Genomic DNA, 17,309 nt, shown 5'->3' with positions numbered 1-17,309 from the left:
GGGGGCGGGGGCGGGGGCGGGGGCGGGGGCGAGGGCGGGGGCGGGGGCGAGGGCGGGGGCGAGGGCCGGAGCGTTATCGCTCTCTCGGGTCTCCCGCCGTCACCAGGCCCGTCTCGTAGGCGCAGACGACCGCCTGCGCCCGGTCTCTGAGGCCGAGCTTCGCGAAGACCTTGCCCACGTGGGTCTTCACCGTCTGCTCCGACACGAACAGCGCCCCGGCGATCTCCGGGTTCGACAGGCCCCTCGCGATGAGTCGCAGGACCTCCTCTTCGCGCGGCGTCAGCGAGTCCAGCCTCGCCGAGCGCTTGAGCGCCGGCTTCGCCTTGAAGCACTCCTCGATCAGCCGCCTGGTCACCGACGGCGCCAGCAGCGCATCCCCCGCCGCGACCACCCGCACGGCCGCGATGAGGTCTCCCGGCGGCGCGTCCTTCAGCAGGAATCCGCTGGCGCCCATGCGCAACGCCTCGTACACGTAGTCGTCGATGTCGAAGGTCGTCAGCATCAGCACGCGCGGGCGCCGCTCCTCGGGCGCCGACAGCACCCGCTTGGCCGCCTCCAGCCCGTCCATCACCGGCATGCGCACGTCCATGAGCACCACGTCCGGCCGCAGCCGGGACGTCTCGGTCACCGCGCCCACGCCGTCGTCGGCGTCGCCCACGACCTCGATGTCCTCCTGCGCGTTGAGCAGCGCGGCGAAACCGGCCCTCACCATCGCCTGGTCGTCGGCGATGAGCACCTTGATCGTCACGGACTCTCCTCTGCGTTCTGGCGGTCCTCGATCGGCAGCACCGCGTGCACGCGGAAGCCGCCCTCGGCGGTCGGGCCGGTCTCCAGTGTCCCGCCGTCCAGCGTCACCCGCTCGCGCATCCCCACCAGGCCCAGCCCGGACCCGTGCGCCTCGGGCGCGACCTCGCCCTCCGGCGGCCGGCCGTTCTCGACCGTCACCGTGACCTCCCTCGGCCCGGCCGTCACCTCGACCGTGGTCGGCGCCCCCGGTGCATGGCGCACGACATTGCTCAATCCCTCCTGCGCCACGCGGAACACCGTGAGCGCCAACGTCTCCGGAAGATCCTCCGGCATCTCGCCGACCCGCAGCGCCACCGGCGTCCCGGACCGGTCGACTGCCTCCGCCAGGCCGCGCAGGCCCTCCGGGCCCGGCAGCGGCTCGCGAGCGACCGACTCGTCCTCGCGCCGCAGCACCCCCAGCAGCCGCCGCATCTCCGCCAGCGACTCGCGGGCCTGGTCGCTGATCGACCGGAACTCCGCCTTCGCCTCCTCTCCCAAGCCCGTCAGCCGGTACTCGGCCGTCGACGCCTGCACCGTGATCACCGACATGTGGTGGGCCACGATGTCGTGCAGCTCCCGCGCGATCCGCGTGCGCTCCTCCAGGAGCCGGCGCCGGTGCCGCTCCGACTCGGCGACCCGCTCCTCCTCGGCGACGCGGGCCCGGCCCTGCCGCCAGATCCTCACGGTCATGCCCGTCAGGAACGCCAGCGCGCCCAGCAGCGAGCCGAGAATCAGGTTGTCGGGGGCGGGGTTCCCGTAGGGATCGTTCACCGGGTCGGTTCGGATGATCACGAACTGGGCGGTGACCAGCCATGACGCCCAGGAGCCGACCGCGAGGTACGACAGCCAGGCGAGCACGCCGACCCAGACGCGTCGGTCGCGGCCGAGCGCGAAGAGCGCCAAGAGCAGCGTCAGCATGTTCGCGACCGTCAGCGGCCACGGGATCGTCGAGATGACCTGCGCGCCGATCACGGTGAACACCAGCGAGAACATGACCAGCAGCCACGCCTCGACCGGCCGGAACCGGGACAGGACCACCGCCGCGCCGGTGGCCGCCGCGGGCACGACGCCCCATTCGACCAGGTAGTCCACGCGCATCATGTGGTACTGGATCGCGAACAGCGTCAGGCCGAGCGGCACCGAGCCGGGGCCGATGATCGCGAAGGTGGTCGAGAGGCGCCAGCGCCAGTCGCCGCGCCCGGGCGGCGCCGCGGCGATCACGTAGCTGATCAGCGCGCGGACGGGATGCGATCGGGCGGCGGTCTCGGACGTCACCGCCCTAACCTATGCGGCCCGGACGCCGGGCGGCCTCACTCTGCGGTACGGGCCCCGGCCGGGTGTCTCACCCCTGGGTATGAGGTCGGATTCCACGCCTCGGCTTGAGGGAAGTGTGCTTCCCGGAACTTACCGTTCGCCGCATGATTCGAACCCTGTTTCGTACGCGCGCAGCCGAAGTGACCGCCATGTCGGGGGTCGCCGCCTCTCAGGCGGGCTTCGCGGTGATGCACTTGACGCAGGCGGGTGCGGTCGATCCGGTCGCGACGCCGGTCTCCGCTTACGCCCTGACCTGGCCGGGGGTTCTGCTGTTCCCGCTGTCGGTGCTGAGCATGGCCTCGGCCTGCGCGATCTTGGCCGGTCGCGGGGTCGGGCTGGCCCGTGAGGGCCTGATCCGGTTCCTGCTCGGTGCGACGGCGGTGATGCTGGTCTGCGCGGCGGTGTTCCGGACCGGTACGCCCGAGTCGGGTCTGACGTGGTGGGCGCAGATCCACCGCTACAGCGCGGGGGCGGCGTTCGTGCTGCTGACGGTGGTGGCGGCGTTGTGCGCGGCGCGGATGCGCGGTGCCGGCGTGCCCGGCTGGGTGCGGCGGGGGACCTGGTGGGTGACGGCGGTGGCGGCGTTGACGTTCCTGACGACGGCGGTCAACACGTTCCTGCCCGGGCTCGCGGACGGCGGGGACTGGCGGGGTGTGCCGCAGCGGGTGCTGCTGGTGGTCTTGTCCGCGCTGCTGTGGATGCTCGTCGCGAACTCGGTCCGGTCGTTGGGTGCGGCGCCGGCGGCGACCGCCGGGGTTCCCGCGGCGGCCGCGAAGGCTCCCGTGTTGGCGGGGTCGCGGTCGTGAAGGGCCTCAAGCGGTTGCGGACCGCGTTCGATCGCGTGCGGATGTCGTTCGGGTGTCGCGAGTGGCGCCGGGCCTGCGCCGAGTTGACGGTGTTCCGCCGTGAGGGCGGGGCGCCGGAGGGCCCGGGTTTCGGGAGCTGGCTGTGATGGCAGCCCAGTGTGCCCGGCTCGATACTCTTGGTGTATTTCATGCCGTGCAAGGTGTTTGTGAAGGCTTGTTACGATTTTGGTGATGCAAGGCAGTCGATCGCGACTGCCTTCAAGTCTTTGGAGCCGAGGCGGGCAGATCTCATGGCGGGCAGTGTAGAGAAGAAGTTCATTCGCGAGGCCCTGGACTACATGAAGAAGGCCAAGAATCCCCGCACCTCCGGCGACCGCACCGGGAAGATGGACGACTGGGGCTTGGAGCACATCATCACCGGCGACTCCAAGCTCGGCCAGCGGAGAAGAAAGGGCACGGGCTACCACTACCGGCCCGGCGGCTCGGACATGCCGGGGCGGCGCACCGACCTCACCGGGTCGACCCAGTACCCGAACGGCGTCTACACCGGGAAGCCCGAGTACTTCGACCACCAGTCGACCCCGCCCAAGTGGAAGAAGAAGGGCGGCAACGGCGGCGTCTCGACGTACTTCCCCGACAGCTGGTCGCCCCAGCAGGTCGACGACGCGGTCGCCCAGGCGTACAAGAACGGCAGTATCAACCCCGCCGATCCCGGCAAATGGTCCGGTACCCACAACGGCGTCAAGATCGAAGGGTTCGTGGACCCGAGCAAACCGCATGGGTACACTCACGGCTGGCCCAGCTATCCGCAATAGACGATGAAGGAAACTGCAATGGGAATCGCAAAGTTTTCGTTGAGCGAGCAATTCGGCGTCATCGCGGAGAACGTGGAGCCTGGAAAGGAACTGCTCGTCGCATGGCTTGCCACTGACATCGGTGCTCAGTACCAGGTGTGTCTCGACGCGCTGGCGATGATCGACGACGTGTCCGCCGGCCGGCCGCCGTTCGAGGAATGGGACAGCGAGGGATACGACGTCGAGTTCGACGAGTCGGGTCTTCATCTCAGTGCCGTCTACGGCAACCTCGGCGAGGCCTCCTATCCGATCGCGGTCGCCAGGAAGGCGATCGAGGATCACTGGACTTTCATTCAGGGCCTTGGGGAGACGCCGGGCGCGGTCCGCGCGTTCCGTCCCGACCTGGGCGCCCCGGTCGCCAGTCTGCTGCTGTGGGAGCAGGGTTGGGAACGGCCCCACCCGTACCGCGGGCGCCTGGGTCTTCCGGCCACCGGGCCCGCGTAGGCCTTCTTCGATTCGGGCCGACGGCTACCGGCCCGGCGGGTCACGCGGCGGCGCCGCGACCCCGTCTGCCACAATTAAGTCAGTTGCCTGAACGGTGGAGGGAGTGGTGGGTCGGTGAGCAGTGGCACGCGCGCCTCGCAGGTCGCGGCGACACGCGAGGCGATCCTGTCCGCGGCCGAGCGGCTCTTCGCCGAGCACGGGCTCGCGGCGGTCTCCAACCGGCAGATCTCGGAGGCGGCCGGGCAGGGGAACAACACGGCCGTCGGCTACCACTTCGGCACCAAGACCGACCTCGTGCGGGCGATCGTCCGCCGCCACATGGAGCCGATCGAGCGCCTCCGCGCCGAACGGCTCGACGCGATCGGCGATTCGCCGCGGCTGCGCGACTGGGTCGAGTGCATCGTGTTCCCGACCATGGACCACCTCGGGTCGCTCGGCGACCCGACCTGGTTCGCGCGCTTCACCGCGCAGATCCTCACCGACCCGGCCCTGCGCGCCGTCCTGGAGGACGAGGCCTTCGAATCGGCGCCCCTCCGGCGGGTCCGGGAGGGCGTCGACCGGTGCCTCGCCGACCTGCCCCCGACCGTGCGCGAGGAGCGCGACGACATGGTGCGCCAGCTCATGATCGTCGTCCCGGCCGTCCGCGAGGCCGCCCACGCCTCGGGCCGCCAGACCCACCGCGACACCTGGCACGACGCGGGAATCGGTCTGGTGGACGCCATCGTCGGCCTCCTCCTCGCCGAGGCCACCCCGGCTTGAAATGTTGAAATCCGCCGCCGAATCGCTCTAGTGTCCGGTCCACGACGGACCGGACTGTCGTACCTCGCCGGTACGGTCGTCCGATCCAAGGAACGGAGCGAACCTTGACCGCCGCGGACACCCTCACCCACTACACCGAGCCCGGACCGTTCACCGACCCCGGCGCCCATCGGGACGCCCTGCTGACGCTGCCGCGCGACGTCGGCCCCCTCCTCGACGCCCTCCACGGCCTGCTCATCCACGTGCACCTCACCTGGGCGTACGAGGTCGAGCACCGGACCGAGCACGACGAGACCGCGAATCTCCGTGCGGCCCAGGACATCCTGGACCGGCTCACCGCCGACGGCAGGCCTCTCGCCGAGGCCCGCGAACCGCACGAGCGGATCGCCGGCACCTGCCGCGACTTCACGCTCATAACCGTCGCCGTCCTGCGCGCCCACGGCGTCCCGGCCCGCGCCCGGTGCGGGTTCGGCGCGTACTTCCCGGTCCCCACCATGGAAGACCACTGGGTCGCCGAGTACTGGAACGCCGACGAGCAGCGCTGGGCCCTCGCCGACGCCCAGATCGACGCGAGACAGCGCGAGCTCTTCAAGATCGACCCCGCCTTCGACTGCACCGACGTGCCGCGCGACCAGTTCCTCGTCGCCGGGGAGGCCTGGCGGCGGTGCCGCTCGGGCGAGGACGACCCGAACCGCTACGGGCTCCATTCCCTGGACGAGTTCGGCGACTGGTGGATCGCGGGCAACCTGGTCCGCGACGCCGCCTCGCTGGCCGGCGTCGAGATGCTGCCGTGGGACGTGTGGGGCCCGATCCCCGAGCCCGAGGAGACGATCGGGCCCGAACTCCTGGCGCTGTTCGACCACCTCGCGGACCTGACGTTCGACCCGGACACCGCCGCCGACGTCCGGGCGGTCTACGCCGAGCACGAACGCCTGCAAGTCGCCGAGACGGTCTTCAACGCGAACCGAGGCGTGAAGGAGGCGGTGTTCCCCGAATCCTGAGGCCGTGCGCTGTCGGTGGCCTCGCATAGGGTTCCAGGACATGACATCGATGCGGGGGCGACTCGCCTGGCCCAGTGGCGGTGACGCCCCGGCGGTCCTGCTTCACGCGGCGTCCGCGAGCGCCTGGCGGGGCCCGACCGGCACCGAGTACCGCGACGACGGCGGGACCTGGGACGACCACGATCGCGCTTCCAATGTGGATGACCCGTTGGGGTTGGTGGCGTTCGGCGCCGAGGGCGTCCATGAGGCGCTGGTGCTCGGCGGCGAACCGCTGCCCTCCACCTACGTGCCCGAGCTCGCGATCGTGCTCCGCTGGTGGTACGCCAGGTCAGAGGCAGACCTGCTCGCCGCGGTCGAGACGCGGCTTCCGCATGTCCGCTGGGAACCCGGCGTCACCTGGCAGATTCCGCCCGGCGGGCTCGTGATGATCGACGCCGGATTCTCATGGAGCGACCATTTCGGCCCGGACGCGCTCACTCACATCGCCCCGCTCCCGATCGACCTGCCCGCCGGCCGCTACCGCATCGAGACCGCCGGAGTGGAGCATCGGGACCCCGAGGCCACCGCCGTCATCCACCGTTTCATGCCCGCCCCGATCTGACAGGGTCCCCCACCGGAACCCTGGCGCCGACGGCATCGCAGGGCTTCACCGGACGGTACCGATCCACTCGGCCGGAGCCGGATCGCGTTGGAACGAGACGAAGATCAGGTCCTCGACGCCAGGTCGCTGCGGATCGAACAGCACTTCGACGAAGCCCGTGCCGGGCATCGCGGCCCGATCGCGGCTGAACCGGGTCACCCACCGCTGGACCCCTTGGCCGTCGGTGAACCGCACCGTGACCTCGGCGCCGACGATCGACCGCTGCCCTTGGTCGTTCACGCTGGTGCGGATCGACACTTCGGTGATCGCGCCCTTGACGCGACGGCCTTCGGCGAGCAGCCGGTCGCGTTCGGCGATCTGCCGCCGCAGCCGGCCTTGGAGACGGACCGAGGACACGACGACGGTCGCGGCGATGGTCACGGCCAGGGCCGGGAGCCAGATGTCGGCGTAGTAGGCGATCCATCCGAACACGCTCCACGGAGCGTCCTCGTGGAAGACCGGATCCAGTTTGGTCCCGACTTCCAATGGTTCGAGCCAGGTCTGCGCGTTCACGGCGACGCCGGCGGCGATCGCGCAGAAGGCGAGCGACGCCAGTATCCGCGGCTGCCTCTCGCCGCCGCGATACGTGTCGAGCAGATGGGTCGCCGCGGCGGATCCTCCGATCAATCCGCCGAGGCCGCCGACCCAGAGGTACCCGAACGTACCGAGGCCCCAGAACATGGGATACGGCTCTCGATCGTCGAAGGAGCTGTTGATGACGGTGTCCCGCAGCATGTCAGCGGTCTCCCCGATGGCCAGGCCGACCACGAACGCGCTCGCGGCCATGAGCGCCGCGCACGCGATCGCGGCGGCGAGGACTCCCGGGTCTCCTGCGAGCCGGCGCCGCTTCTCCCGCCGTGAGGCGGCCGGATCGGTCGTGCTCATGGTCGGCCTCCTCGTGGGCCGGCCCCGGGAGCGGACCGGCGACGGCGCGGTGAACAGCCGGGGGTGCGGTTCATGAGGGGCCTCCTTCTGCGGCGAGCGGGTGATGACGTCAATCATCGCCTGCCGCGAGGCCCTACCGGTCACAGCTTTCACGGACCGGGACCGAGCGGGCCGGCCGGCCCGCTGTGATCGGCCGGCCCTGGTTGCGGCCCTGGGGAACCGCGAGGTGACGCGAGCACTCCGGGCGATGGGGCGATCGAGCGGCGACGCAGTGGAGCGACGCTGTCCGGAACCGGGGCTCGTCACCTGCTCACGCGGCCGGCCCTTTAACGGTCTTCCGGCTCGAACGCCCGGGCGACGGCCAGGCTGTCCTCGTAGACATGGTGGCGCGTGACGAGGCCGCCTTCGACGGTGAGGTGCAGCGCGAACCTCGCGCGGTACGCACGCCCGGTGGGCCGGGCCGTCTGGCGAATCTCGCCGAGTACGACGGCGTCGCTGCCGTCGATCAGGATGCGCTCAACCTCGGTCGCCACCTCCTCGGGCACGTGGTGGTCGGCGATCTCGCGATAGTGTGCGGCCGCGTCGGGCCGGGTGGACCGGTGGCGGATCCACGGCGTGGCGGTGCGGCCGTGCTCGGCCTCGGGCCAGTCGAGCTTCCAGTCGCACGGTTCCGCATACAGTTCGGCGATCCGCTCGGGGTCGCCCTCGCCGATTCTGCGCATCAGTTCCTCGATCACAGTACGTGTCTCCGTGGATGCGGTTGTGTGCACGGTCTTACCTCTTCCTGGTCTGCGTCATTCGATGCGGTGGGATCACCGATACTATCCGCGCGGGCACGCGGAAACGGTCGACATTGAAGTGAGCCAAGCACATCGCGGCCATCCACTTAGGATGTGTTTTGGGATGAGCTGCGCTGCTCTTCGCGGCCGAGCCTGTTCGGTGGCAGGTCTCACTCCGAGCCCTCCGGATGTCGTTCGCAGCGAGACAGGCCCGTCTCGATGAATTCGACCGTGGTGGCGATGCGCTCGCCTGCTTCGCCCTGGAAGAGGACGTCGCCGTCGCCCGCGATGGCGCGCCAGGGCGGGGCCGGCTCGGCGAGAGTTCGACTTCGTCGCTTACCCTTCGGCGAGGTCGTTAGCACCGGCGCGGTGCGTTGCGGGGAGGGAGGGGCCGGCTTGTTGTTCGGGTCGCGGGACGGGTTCGGGTTGGAGTTTCATCCTGAACGGGACGACTCCCTGCTGTGCGTCGACGTCTTCGTCGGCGGGCTTCATGTGAACTCGTGGGACAACGCGTTCTATCCGCCGCTGCTGGTGTTCAAGCTCAAGGACGAGCTCGATCGCTTCCGCACGCCGGCCGCGCCGCCGCCGGGGTTCACCTCGCCGTCCGAGTACTTTCGCATCGCAGAGCGCTGGTGGGCGCACGGCGATGCCGCGACCGGACCCGAGGTCGGGGCGGCACTCGACCGATGCGGGTTCCTGGAGTGGGGCGAGTGCACCAACCAGGTGATGGCGTTCGCCTTCCCTGACGGGGATCGGATCCACCTCGCCTGTCGGCTGCACGATGAACCCGGTGCCGACCCGGACCCCGAAGGCCGGCACGAGCCGGCCGTGGCGTCGTTGAGCCGGGCCTCGCTGGTCGAGACGCTGGAGCAGGGCCTCGCCCTCGCCGAACGCGAGTGGTCCGTCCGGCGCGGTGCCGGGGGCGAACCTCGGTGACGCCCGCTGCGGCGGGGCCATCCGGGCAGGCCGCTGCGTCTCTCCTATGCCCGCCAGTAGGCGAGGGAGTGCGAGCGGTGCTTGGGGATGCCGATCTCCTTGCGGGCCAGCGCGGTCAGGGCTCGGGTCGATTTTGCCTCGGTGGCGATCCAGAAGTAGATCTGCTCGGGGTTCGCGGCCAGGGCCGGAAGTTCCCTGCGCACCTGCTCCAGCAGCGCTGAGCCGTCGGCGCCCCGCTCGATCTTGCGCAGGTCGTGGCGTTCCGGGTCGGTGCGGAAGGGGAGCTCGTCCTCGTCGGTGGTCTCGAACCAGATCGTCGCGGGCGTCTCCGGGAAGGCGTCGAGCAGGGAGTTGATCGCCGGGAGCGAGGCGGCGTCGCCCACGACCAGGAGCCGTTCGGGGAGCGGGTCGGGCTCGGTGAAGCCGGTGCCCTGCACCGACGCCTCGATCACGTCGCCGGGCTGCGCCGTCCGGGACCAGTCGCTCGCCACGCCCTGGTGCAGGGCGAACTCGATGGCGAAGGTGCCGCTCTCGACGTCCGGGTCGACGAGGGTGTAGCCGCGCTGGTGCGGTTTGCCGTCGTTGTCGAACCACAGGCGCACCCACATCGTGGGGTGCACGCCGAGTGCCGCGAGCAGGCCGCCATCGGTGAACGTGAGCCGGCGGTAGTGCTCGGTCACCTGCTCGGCACCGGTCACGGTGAACTTGAAGTCCTTGGCGCGGAACAGCTTCAGTACCGCGCCTTCCCAGCCGTGTCCCATCCCGGGGTTCTCCTTACCGTCCCCTGTGGAGACGTTGAGTCAGTTCGAGGGTTATTAGGTTAGACTAACCTAACTATGAGCTTCGTATGCTACAGGGACGCCTGGGGGATACCCCACCTGCGGGCACCCGATCTGAACGCGCTGGCGTTCGCGCAGGGCTGGAACGCCGCCGTCGACCGCGCCTGGCAGATAGAGACCGCGCGCCGCCGCGCGTCCGGCACCGCCTCGGCGCTGCTGGGCGAGCGATGGATCGACTACGACCGACTGGTCCGGCAGGTCCGGGTCGCCGACACCGCGATCGCCGCCTTCGACGCGCTCGACGCCGACACGGCCGGTTGGCTCACCGCCTATGTCGCGGGAGTCAACGCGGGCCTCGCGAAGGGCGCCGCAATCGCTCCAGAATTCGGGAGCGGGAGCGAAGCCGTCCCGCTGCCTTGGGAGCCTTGGACGCCGCTCGCGATCTGGCACGCCGAGCATCTGCTCTTCGGCGCCGGATTCCCGGCGAAGCTCTGGCGCGAGCGGGTCCGGGACGCGCTGGGGGAGGAGGCCGTCGACCGGTTCGCCATGGACGGGCCCGAACCCGTCGGTTCCAACGGGTGGCTCGTCGACGGGACCATGACCGCCTCAGGCTCGCCGATCCTCGCCGGGGACCCCCACCGATTCATCCAGCTCCCCGGCTCCTACCAGCAGATCCGGCTCGCCTGCGACGAGTTCGACGTCATCGGCCTCGCCATCCCCGGCGTCCCCGGCATCGCTCACTTCGGGCACACCGGCACCGTCGCCTGGGGCATCACCAACGCCATGGCCGACACCCAGGACCTCTACCGGGAACGCCTGCGCCGCAACTCGGACGGCTCGGTCCAGGCGTTCGGACCCGACGGCTGGGAGCCGACCTTCACGCGGACCGAGGCCTTCACCGTCGCAGGCGGCCCGGATCAGACCGTCGAGGTCATCGAGACCGCCCGCGGCCCGATCGTCGCCGGATCGCCCGGCGGACCGGGAAGTGCTGAGCGCGTTGAGAATGGATCGGGAGCCGCGGAGGCCCTGAGCCTGCGCGGGCCCGTTCAAGTCCTTCCGGACCTCGGATTCGCCGCGCTTCCGCGGCTGCTGCGGGCGAACACCGTCGCCGACGTCGATGCGGCCCTGCACGATTGGGTCCTTCCGGTCAACGTGGTCATGGCCGCCGACACCCGAGGCGGACTCCTCCACCGCACCGCCGGGCGCGTGCCTGAACGGGACGCCGCGAACGTGCGACACCCCGTGCCCGCCTGGGACCCGCGATACGCCTGGCGCGGCTGGAAGCGGATGCCCCGCAAGCGGATCGACCGCCTCGCCGTCATGGCCAACGACGCCGACCTCGCCGCACCCCTGGGCGTCGAATTCTGCCCGCCGCACCGCGCCGACCGCATCCGCTCGCTGCTGGAATCCCTGCCGAGCGGGAACACCGAGGTACAACCGGCTAGGAACGACGAGGCGCCCTCGGGCGCCGCAATTCATGCATCCTCCACGATCCCCTCGATTTCGGAAACCGAAACCCGACCGGGCTGGACCGCCGCCGACATGGCCGCCATTCACACCGACACCCTGCTGACCACCGCCGGCGTCCTGCTCGACCTGCTCCCCGCCCTCAACCTCGGCAACGACGCCGCCTCGGTGCGCAAAGCCCTGCTCGCCTGGGACCGCCGCATGGACTCCGGCAGCGCCGAGGCCGCCCTCTTCGCCGCCGTCCGGGCCGAACTCGTGCGCAACCTCGAAGCGCTGCCGCAGTTCCGCGCGCTGGCCGAACCCGCAGACCTGTCCCCGGTCTTCGCGCCCTGGCTCGCCGTGCGGCCCCGGATCGGGTTCGCCCTCGAGCACGTGCTCGCCTGGATCGACCCGGCCGACCGCGACAACGCACTGCGGCGCGCCGTCGAGGAGTGCGCCGCCGAGCAGCCGGTCGCCTGGGGCGAGGTCCACCGCCTCGCGCCCTGGCAGGACCTGCCCTTCGACGGCGGGACGCCGGCGGAGATGCGGGATGACGAAAGGCCGGACCGGGCGGCGGACACCCCCGGCGCCGAACCCCCGGAAGGCGCGTCGGCCGCCGGTGAGGACCGCGGACCGGAGACGGAACCGGGCACTCCAGAGGAGCCGGGGCTCCTTACGGGCATGTCCGGCGACGCCGACTGCGTCCTTTCCACCTCCGGCATTCCCGGCGTCACCGAGGACTTCACCCGCGGGCCCGCCGCCCGCTGGGTCTGGGACCTCGCCGACCGCGCGCAGAGCCGCTGGATCGTCCCCTTCGGAGCCTCGGGCCTCCCCGGGCCCCACCACCGCGACCAGTTCCCGCTCTGGCGCCGCGGCGAACTCGCCCCCGTCGTCACCGATTGGCATCTACTGCAACAGGAGTACCGCATGATCGACCGCCCCGCCGTCTTCGAGACGGACGTGGAGGGCTTCGGCACCGTCGCCGTCGTCCCCGTGCGCCCGGCCGAGGACCTCGACCTCATCTACGGCTGGGTCACCCAGGAGCGGGCCCGGTTCTGGGGCATGACCGGGCACTCGCGCGACCACGTGCTGGAGATCTACGAATACCTCGACGCCCTGACCACCCACCACGCCTACCTGCTGCTGCGCAACGGCGAGCCGATCGCCCTCTTCCAGACCTACGAGCCCGACGCCGACCCCGTGGGGGAGTGCTACGAGGTCGAACCCGGCGACATCGGCGCCCACCTGCTCGTCGCCGCCGCCGAAGGCCGCGCGCAGGTCGGATTCACCGCCGCCCTTATGGGGGTCCTGGCCGCCTACCTCTTCTCCGACCCCGAGCACCAGCGGATCGTCGCCGAACCCGACGCCCGCAACGACCAGGCCCGGGCCCGCCTGCGCCGCACCGGTTTCACGCTCGGTCCCGAGATCCAGCTCCCCGACAAGACCGCGCAGCTGTCCTTCCTGCGACGCGAGGACGCCACCTGCAACCTCCTATGAGGACCCGCGCATCGAGGGCTGAGGCAGACGGAATGGGAGCGGCCCCTGGCATCCAAGGGCCGCTCCCGAATCCAGCGGCACCGCAGCTCAGGTCCCAATACTCGGCTGCGGGCCGCTGAATTCGCCCAAGAGGGCCGGGACGGCCCGGGCCGGGTCGAGCCGGTAGCGGTAGAAGTCGCGCGGGTCGAACGCGTCCCCCTGCTCGCGGATGACCCCCTCGTCCCAGGTGCAGTCCCTGGTCACGTTGCCGCGCTGGACCAGTTCGCCCTCGACCGTGTAGTACGGGTTGTGCACCCGCTCGTAGAAGCTGTTCTCGATGACGCCCTGCGACAGGCCCCGCACGTAGTTCCCGTAGGCCGTCGCGTCCTCCATGTAGTTGTTGTACATGTGGAGGTTCGCGATGTTGTCCGCGCTCGGGTTGCGCTGCACCGTGTTCTTGAACCAGTTGTGGTGGATCGTGATCTGCGAGGTCACGTTCTCGGTCCAGCCGATCCCGAACGTCTTGTTGTTGTCGAAGAACTGGTTCCACGAGACGGTGAGGAACGTGGTGTCCTTGCGGCTGTCGACGAGCCCGTCGTTCATGCGGGTCAGGCGGTTGTGGTCGATCCAGATGTGGTCGGCGGTGTCCATCTGGATCGCGTCGTAGTCGAAGTCCTTGTCGTCCGGGTCGTCCTCGGGCATGAGGGTGTCGCGGATCGTCAGGTTCCTGATGATGACATTGTGGACGCCGGCGCCGAGGAAGAAGCCGCCGCCGACGATCTCTCCCGAGGTGCCGACCCCGATGATCGTCTTGTCCGAGGCCACTTTCAGCTCGGTTCCCTTGGGGCTGATCTCGATCGCGTCGGCGACGCGGATGACGTAAGGCTCGGCGGCGGTGGCGTACGCGTTCAGCTCGGCCTGGGTCGTCACCGTGACGGTCTCGCCCGCGGCCCCGCCGGTCGTCGGGCCGTTCCCCAGGCCGGAGAGCGACGCGAAGCCGTCCGCGGTGCTCGACCAGTGCCGGTGCGGCCAGCCCTGCGGCTGGGCATCGGTCGCCTCGGCGCTCGCCGGGGCGGCGGCGACCGCCAACGCCGACAGCAGCAGGCCCGCGGTGGCCGTCGCGGCCACGGCCGATCTGACCATTCTCTTTGTCTTCCAAGGGTTCACGCGACGCTCCTTCGGGTCGGGTGGGCGGCGTCACGGCACAGTCTAAGCAGGTCGATCGATTATGGTCAATGGGTTGCCGTAATCTCCATTAATTTATTTCATGGCTTGACATAATAGGGTCCGCGGTCGTAACCTGTCCCCCAGCCATCGAGTCTGATCGATACCCCTATCACCCTTCGAAGGGACCGCAAGCGTGCAGAACGACCAGCCCCCGCCCCTCTCCCGCACGGCGCTCGGACGCCGCGACCTCATGAAGGCCACCGGTCTCGGCCTCGCCGCGACGCCCGCACTCGCCGCGTGCGGCCGCGGCTTCGGCGGCGGCGATGACGACGACTCCGGCGACGGCGTCACCCTCAACATGGTCTGGTGGGGCGACGCCACCCGCGCCGAGCTCACCCAGGCCGCGCTCGACATCTTCATGGAGAAGAACGAGGGCATCACGATCGAGGTCGAGTACCAGGACTCAGGTCCCTACCAGGACAAGCTCGCCACCCGCTTCGCCGCGGGCGACGCCCCCGACCTCATGGCGATGCGCATGGACTCCCTGCGCGAGTACGCCGACCGCGACGCCCTGCTCGACCTCAACGAGTACGAGGGCGACCTGGACCTGAGCGGCCTCTCCGACAGCGCCGCGACGCTGGCCGAGGTCGGCGAGAGCGTCTACGGCGTCCCGGCCGGACTCAACGCCATCGGCTTCGTCATCCGCAAGGACCTCGCCGAGCAGTACGGCGCCGCGATCCCCGACGGCGACACCTGGAGCTGGGAGGACCTGGCCGCGTTCGCGCAGACGGTCTCCGACGCCAGCGGCGGCGAGGTCTTCGGCACCGGCTTCGACGCCCAGACCCTCGCCAACATCGTCGTCTACTGCCGCCAGCAGGGCGAGGACTTCTTCACGGAGGCAGGCGAACTCGGCATCTCCGCGGCCACCGTCCAGTCCTGGTTCGAACTGATCGGCGGGATGCGCCAGTCGGGCGCCTACCCGCCCGCCGGGTTCTTCGAGGAGATCGGCGGCTCGCCCGACCAGTCCTACATCGCCCAGGGCAAGCTCGCCTCGCAGATCATCCCGACCAACAACTTCCTGGGCTACAACGCGGCCTGCGGCGGCAACCTCGTGCTCCTGCGCATCCCCGGCGAGACCCAGGGCGCGCGGCGCGGCCAGTCGGTCGACTGCCCGCACCTGTGGTCGGTCGCCTCGGCCTCCGAACACCCCGAGGAGGCCGTCAAGCTGCTCGACTTCCTCACCAACGACCCCGAGGCCTCGCTCGCGACGGGCACCACGCGCGGCGTCCCCGCGAACTCGTCGGTGGCCGAGGAGATCAAGGACTCCCTGGAGCCCGACGACCAGCTCGCCACCGAGTACCTCATGGGCCTCCAGGGCGAGGACCTGCCGCGCTCCTACACGTACCCGCCCGGCGGGAGCGCCATCGCGGACATCCTCGACGTCATCGCGGTGGAGGTCGAGTTCGGCCGCACCTCGCCCGCCGACGGTGCGGCGCAGTTCATCGAGGAGGCCGAAGGGGCGCTCGCCGCGTGACCGCCGACGCCGCACAAGCCGCCGTCATGCCGGAGGCGGTCTCCCCGCCGGGTCCTCGCAAGAAGCTGCGCACATCTACGTCTCGCAGGCTTCGGCGAGTCCGGCGGGGTCGAAGGGACCGCGCCGGCTACCTGTTCCTGCTGCCGTGGTTCGTCGGGATGCTCTTCACGGTCGTCCCGTTCTTCGCCTCGCTGTACCTGGCGTTCACGGACTACAACCTGCTGAACACTCCTGAGTGGATCGGCCTTGAGAACTTCACCGCGATGTTCTCCGACCCCGCTCTGCTGCAGTCGCTCAAGGTCACGTTCGTCTACACGTTCGTGTCCGTGCCGCTCTCACTCGCGGCGGCACTGGGCGTCGCGATGATCCTCAACCGGGGCATCAGGGGCCTGCCGTGGTACCGCGCGGTCTTCTACCTCCCCTCGCTCCTGGGCGCGAGCGTCGCCGTAGTCCTGTTGTGGCGCTACATCTTCGGCCTGAACGGCGTCGTGAACGCGTTCCTCGGCCGGTTCGGCGTCGAGCGGATCGCGTGGACCTCCGACCCCGACTACGCGCTGACGACGCTGATCATCCTGCACGTGTGGACGTTCGGCTCGCCGATGGTGATCTTCCTGGCCGGACTGCGGCAGATCCCGGTCATGTATTACGAGGCCGCGGCCGTGGACGGCGCCTCGAAATGGCGGCGCTTCCGCTCGATCACCCTGCCGCTGCTCAGCCCCATCATCTTCTTCAACCTGATCCAGTCGCTCATCGCGTCGTTCCAGACGTTCACGCAGGGGTTCGTCATGAACAACGGCGGCGGCGGACCGGCGAACTCCACATTGTTCTACAACCTGTACCTCTACCAGCAGGGCTTCAACCAGTTCAACATGGGCTACGCCTCCGCGATGGCCTGGACCCTGCTCGTGATCATCGCCGCGTTCACCGCCCTCACCTTCATCTCCGCCAAGTACTGGGTGAACTACGACAACTGAGGTCCTTTCCAACCGCCGAGTACCGGGTCAACTACGACAACTGAGGTCCCACCCATGTCAACGACCATGCAATCGCCGCGGCCGAAGGCGGCGCGGGACGACGACGACGCCCTGATCGAGCGGTTCGGCTCCTCCAAGCGCAGCCGATTCACCCGGCACGTGATCCTGTGCCTCATCGGGCTGTTCATGATGTACCCGCTGCTGTGGCTCCTCTCCAGCTCGGTCAAGCCCAACGGCCTGATCTTCTCCGACCTGTCGCTGTGGCCCGCCGAATGGAGCCCCTCCAACTACGCCGAGGGCTGGACGGCCCTCGAATACGACTTCGGCGTGTACTTCTCGAACTCGCTGGTCATCGTGGTGCTGAGCATCATCGGGAACCTGTTCTCGTGCTCGCTGGCGGCGTACGGATTCGCGCGGCTCAACTTCACCGGCCGCAAGCTCTTCTTCGCGCTCATGCTCGGCACGATGATGCTGCCGGGCCACGTGCTGCTCATCCCGCAGTACATCCTGTTCGCCAAGCTCGGCTGGCTCAACACCTACTACCCGCTGCTGGTCCCGAACTTCCTGGCCACCAACGCGTTCTACATCTTCCTGATGGTGCAGTTCATGCGCTCGCTGCCGCAGGAGCTCGACGACGCGGCCCGCATCGACGGCTGCGGCCCGTTCCGCACCTTCTGGAGCATCATCCTGCCGCTGTGCCGCCCGGCCTTCGCGACCACCGCGATCTTC

At 69.7% G+C, this 17,309-nt stretch carries 17 protein-coding genes; 11 read left to right on the top strand and 6 right to left on the bottom strand.

The genetic code is table 11. From position 1 onward, the window contains the following. Positions 1-73: 73 nt before the first annotated feature. Together BLQ63_RS27435 and BLQ63_RS27430 are read right to left on the bottom strand one after the other, a co-directional pair. Entirely contained in the window at positions 74-748 is a 675-nt protein-coding gene (locus tag BLQ63_RS27435; RefSeq protein WP_091040730.1) for a response regulator, read from the bottom strand. Beyond that, positions 745-2,061: a sensor histidine kinase gene (locus tag BLQ63_RS27430; protein WP_091040729.1), complete on the bottom strand. Its 1,317-nt coding sequence runs from the start codon at positions 2,059-2,061 to the stop codon at positions 745-747. The genes BLQ63_RS27435 and BLQ63_RS27430 overlap by 4 nt, the downstream gene beginning before the upstream one ends. A 143-nt stretch (positions 2,062-2,204) precedes the next feature. Here BLQ63_RS27430 and BLQ63_RS27425 point away from each other — a divergent pair, with 143 nt between their 5' ends. The 6 genes from BLQ63_RS27425 (at position 2,205) to BLQ63_RS27400 (ending at position 6,565) form a co-directional block, all read left to right on the top strand. Continuing rightward, positions 2,205-2,906, top strand: coding sequence for a DUF998 domain-containing protein (locus tag BLQ63_RS27425; RefSeq protein WP_091040728.1), 702 nt, complete (start codon positions 2,205-2,207; stop codon positions 2,904-2,906). Between the two features lie 290 nt (positions 2,907-3,196). Continuing rightward, positions 3,197-3,721, top strand: coding sequence for an EndoU domain-containing protein (locus BLQ63_RS27420; RefSeq protein WP_091040727.1), 525 nt, complete (start codon positions 3,197-3,199; stop codon positions 3,719-3,721). A gap of 18 nt (positions 3,722-3,739) precedes the next feature. After that, positions 3,740-4,204 carry a hypothetical protein gene (locus BLQ63_RS27415; protein ID WP_091040726.1) on the top strand — a complete coding sequence of 155 codons (465 nt, stop codon included), beginning with the start codon at positions 3,740-3,742 and terminating at the stop codon, positions 4,202-4,204. 114 nt (positions 4,205-4,318) lie between these two features. Beyond that, positions 4,319-4,963, top strand: coding sequence for a TetR/AcrR family transcriptional regulator (locus tag BLQ63_RS27410; protein WP_091040725.1), 645 nt, complete (start codon positions 4,319-4,321; stop codon positions 4,961-4,963). 104 nt (positions 4,964-5,067) lie between these two features. Then, a complete protein-coding gene (locus tag BLQ63_RS27405) occupies positions 5,068-5,964 on the top strand; it encodes a transglutaminase-like domain-containing protein (protein ID WP_091040724.1) in 897 nt (298 codons plus the stop codon). Between the two features lie 40 nt (positions 5,965-6,004). Further along, positions 6,005-6,565, top strand: a complete 561-nt coding sequence (locus BLQ63_RS27400) for an Imm21 family immunity protein (RefSeq protein ID WP_091040723.1) — start codon at positions 6,005-6,007, stop codon at positions 6,563-6,565. 45 nt (positions 6,566-6,610) lie between these two features. Here BLQ63_RS27400 and BLQ63_RS27395 read toward each other — a convergent pair whose 3' ends face one another. Further along, positions 6,611-7,489: a hypothetical protein gene (locus BLQ63_RS27395; RefSeq protein WP_091040722.1), complete on the bottom strand. Its 879-nt coding sequence runs from the start codon at positions 7,487-7,489 to the stop codon at positions 6,611-6,613. Positions 7,490-7,815: 326 nt separating this feature from the next. Further along, positions 7,816-8,211 (bottom strand): nuclear transport factor 2 family protein, encoded by a 396-nt coding sequence (locus tag BLQ63_RS27390; RefSeq protein WP_177155133.1) that lies wholly within the window; start codon positions 8,209-8,211, stop codon positions 7,816-7,818. A gap of 276 nt (positions 8,212-8,487) precedes the next feature. Between BLQ63_RS27390 and BLQ63_RS27385 the strand changes: the two genes are divergently transcribed. Continuing rightward, a complete protein-coding gene (locus BLQ63_RS27385; protein WP_218125548.1) occupies positions 8,488-9,204 on the top strand; it encodes a hypothetical protein in 717 nt (238 codons plus the stop codon). A gap of 44 nt (positions 9,205-9,248) precedes the next feature. Here BLQ63_RS27385 and BLQ63_RS27380 read toward each other — a convergent pair whose 3' ends face one another. After that, positions 9,249-9,965, bottom strand: coding sequence for a siderophore-interacting protein (locus BLQ63_RS27380; RefSeq protein WP_091040719.1), 717 nt, complete (start codon positions 9,963-9,965; stop codon positions 9,249-9,251). Between the two features lie 75 nt (positions 9,966-10,040). Between BLQ63_RS27380 and BLQ63_RS27375 the strand changes: the two genes are divergently transcribed. Then, on the top strand, positions 10,041-12,926 hold the full coding sequence (locus tag BLQ63_RS27375) for a GNAT family N-acetyltransferase (protein WP_091040718.1): 2,886 nt from the start codon (positions 10,041-10,043) through the stop codon (positions 12,924-12,926). 87 nt (positions 12,927-13,013) lie between these two features. Here BLQ63_RS27375 and BLQ63_RS27370 read toward each other — a convergent pair whose 3' ends face one another. Then, on the bottom strand, positions 13,014-14,048 hold the full coding sequence (locus BLQ63_RS27370; RefSeq protein WP_091040717.1) for a pectate lyase family protein: 1,035 nt from the start codon (positions 14,046-14,048) through the stop codon (positions 13,014-13,016). 217 nt (positions 14,049-14,265) lie between these two features. On the opposite strand from BLQ63_RS27370, the gene BLQ63_RS27365 reads away from it, so the two are divergent. The 3 genes from BLQ63_RS27365 to BLQ63_RS27355 all read left to right on the top strand — a co-directional run. Then, positions 14,266-15,606: an ABC transporter substrate-binding protein gene (locus tag BLQ63_RS27365; RefSeq protein ID WP_091040716.1), complete on the top strand. Its 1,341-nt coding sequence runs from the start codon at positions 14,266-14,268 to the stop codon at positions 15,604-15,606. Between the two features lie 26 nt (positions 15,607-15,632). Then, the gene (locus tag BLQ63_RS27360) at positions 15,633-16,580 is read left to right on the top strand and encodes a carbohydrate ABC transporter permease (RefSeq protein ID WP_091040732.1); all 948 of its coding nucleotides are present in this window, start codon (positions 15,633-15,635) and stop codon (positions 16,578-16,580) included. Positions 16,581-16,634: 54 nt separating this feature from the next. After that, on the top strand, positions 16,635-17,309 hold a 675-nt coding region (locus tag BLQ63_RS27355), incomplete at its 3' end, for a carbohydrate ABC transporter permease (RefSeq protein WP_091040731.1).

The organism is Glycomyces harbinensis (assembly GCF_900101745.1).
In the GTDB taxonomy this organism is placed as follows: Bacteria; Actinomycetota; Actinomycetes; order Mycobacteriales; family Micromonosporaceae; genus Glycomyces; species Glycomyces harbinensis.
The sequence above is the reverse complement of the archived record's forward strand: the minus strand, read 5'-3'. Positions and strand labels throughout refer to the sequence as shown.

Coding starts and splice junctions, on each gene's coding strand:
- BLQ63_RS27425 (WP_091040728.1), top strand. CDS start 2,205: ATGATTCGAACCCTGTTTCGTACGCGCGCAGCCGAAGTGACCGCCATG.
- BLQ63_RS27420 (WP_091040727.1), top strand. CDS start 3,197: ATGGCGGGCAGTGTAGAGAAGAAGTTCATTCGCGAGGCCCTGGACTAC.
- BLQ63_RS27415 (WP_091040726.1), top strand. CDS start 3,740: ATGGGAATCGCAAAGTTTTCGTTGAGCGAGCAATTCGGCGTCATCGCG.
- BLQ63_RS27400 (WP_091040723.1), top strand. CDS start 6,005: ATGACATCGATGCGGGGGCGACTCGCCTGGCCCAGTGGCGGTGACGCC.
- BLQ63_RS27395 (WP_091040722.1), bottom strand. CDS start 7,489: ATGAGCACGACCGATCCGGCCGCCTCACGGCGGGAGAAGCGGCGCCGG.
- BLQ63_RS27390 (WP_177155133.1), bottom strand. CDS start 8,211: ATGCGCAGAATCGGCGAGGGCGACCCCGAGCGGATCGCCGAACTGTAT.
- BLQ63_RS27385 (WP_218125548.1), top strand. CDS start 8,488: ATGAATTCGACCGTGGTGGCGATGCGCTCGCCTGCTTCGCCCTGGAAG.
- BLQ63_RS27380 (WP_091040719.1), bottom strand. CDS start 9,965: ATGGGACACGGCTGGGAAGGCGCGGTACTGAAGCTGTTCCGCGCCAAG.
- BLQ63_RS27375 (WP_091040718.1), top strand. CDS start 10,041: ATGAGCTTCGTATGCTACAGGGACGCCTGGGGGATACCCCACCTGCGG.
- BLQ63_RS27370 (WP_091040717.1), bottom strand. CDS start 14,048: ATGGTCAGATCGGCCGTGGCCGCGACGGCCACCGCGGGCCTGCTGCTG.
- BLQ63_RS27360 (WP_091040732.1), top strand. CDS start 15,633: ATGCCGGAGGCGGTCTCCCCGCCGGGTCCTCGCAAGAAGCTGCGCACA.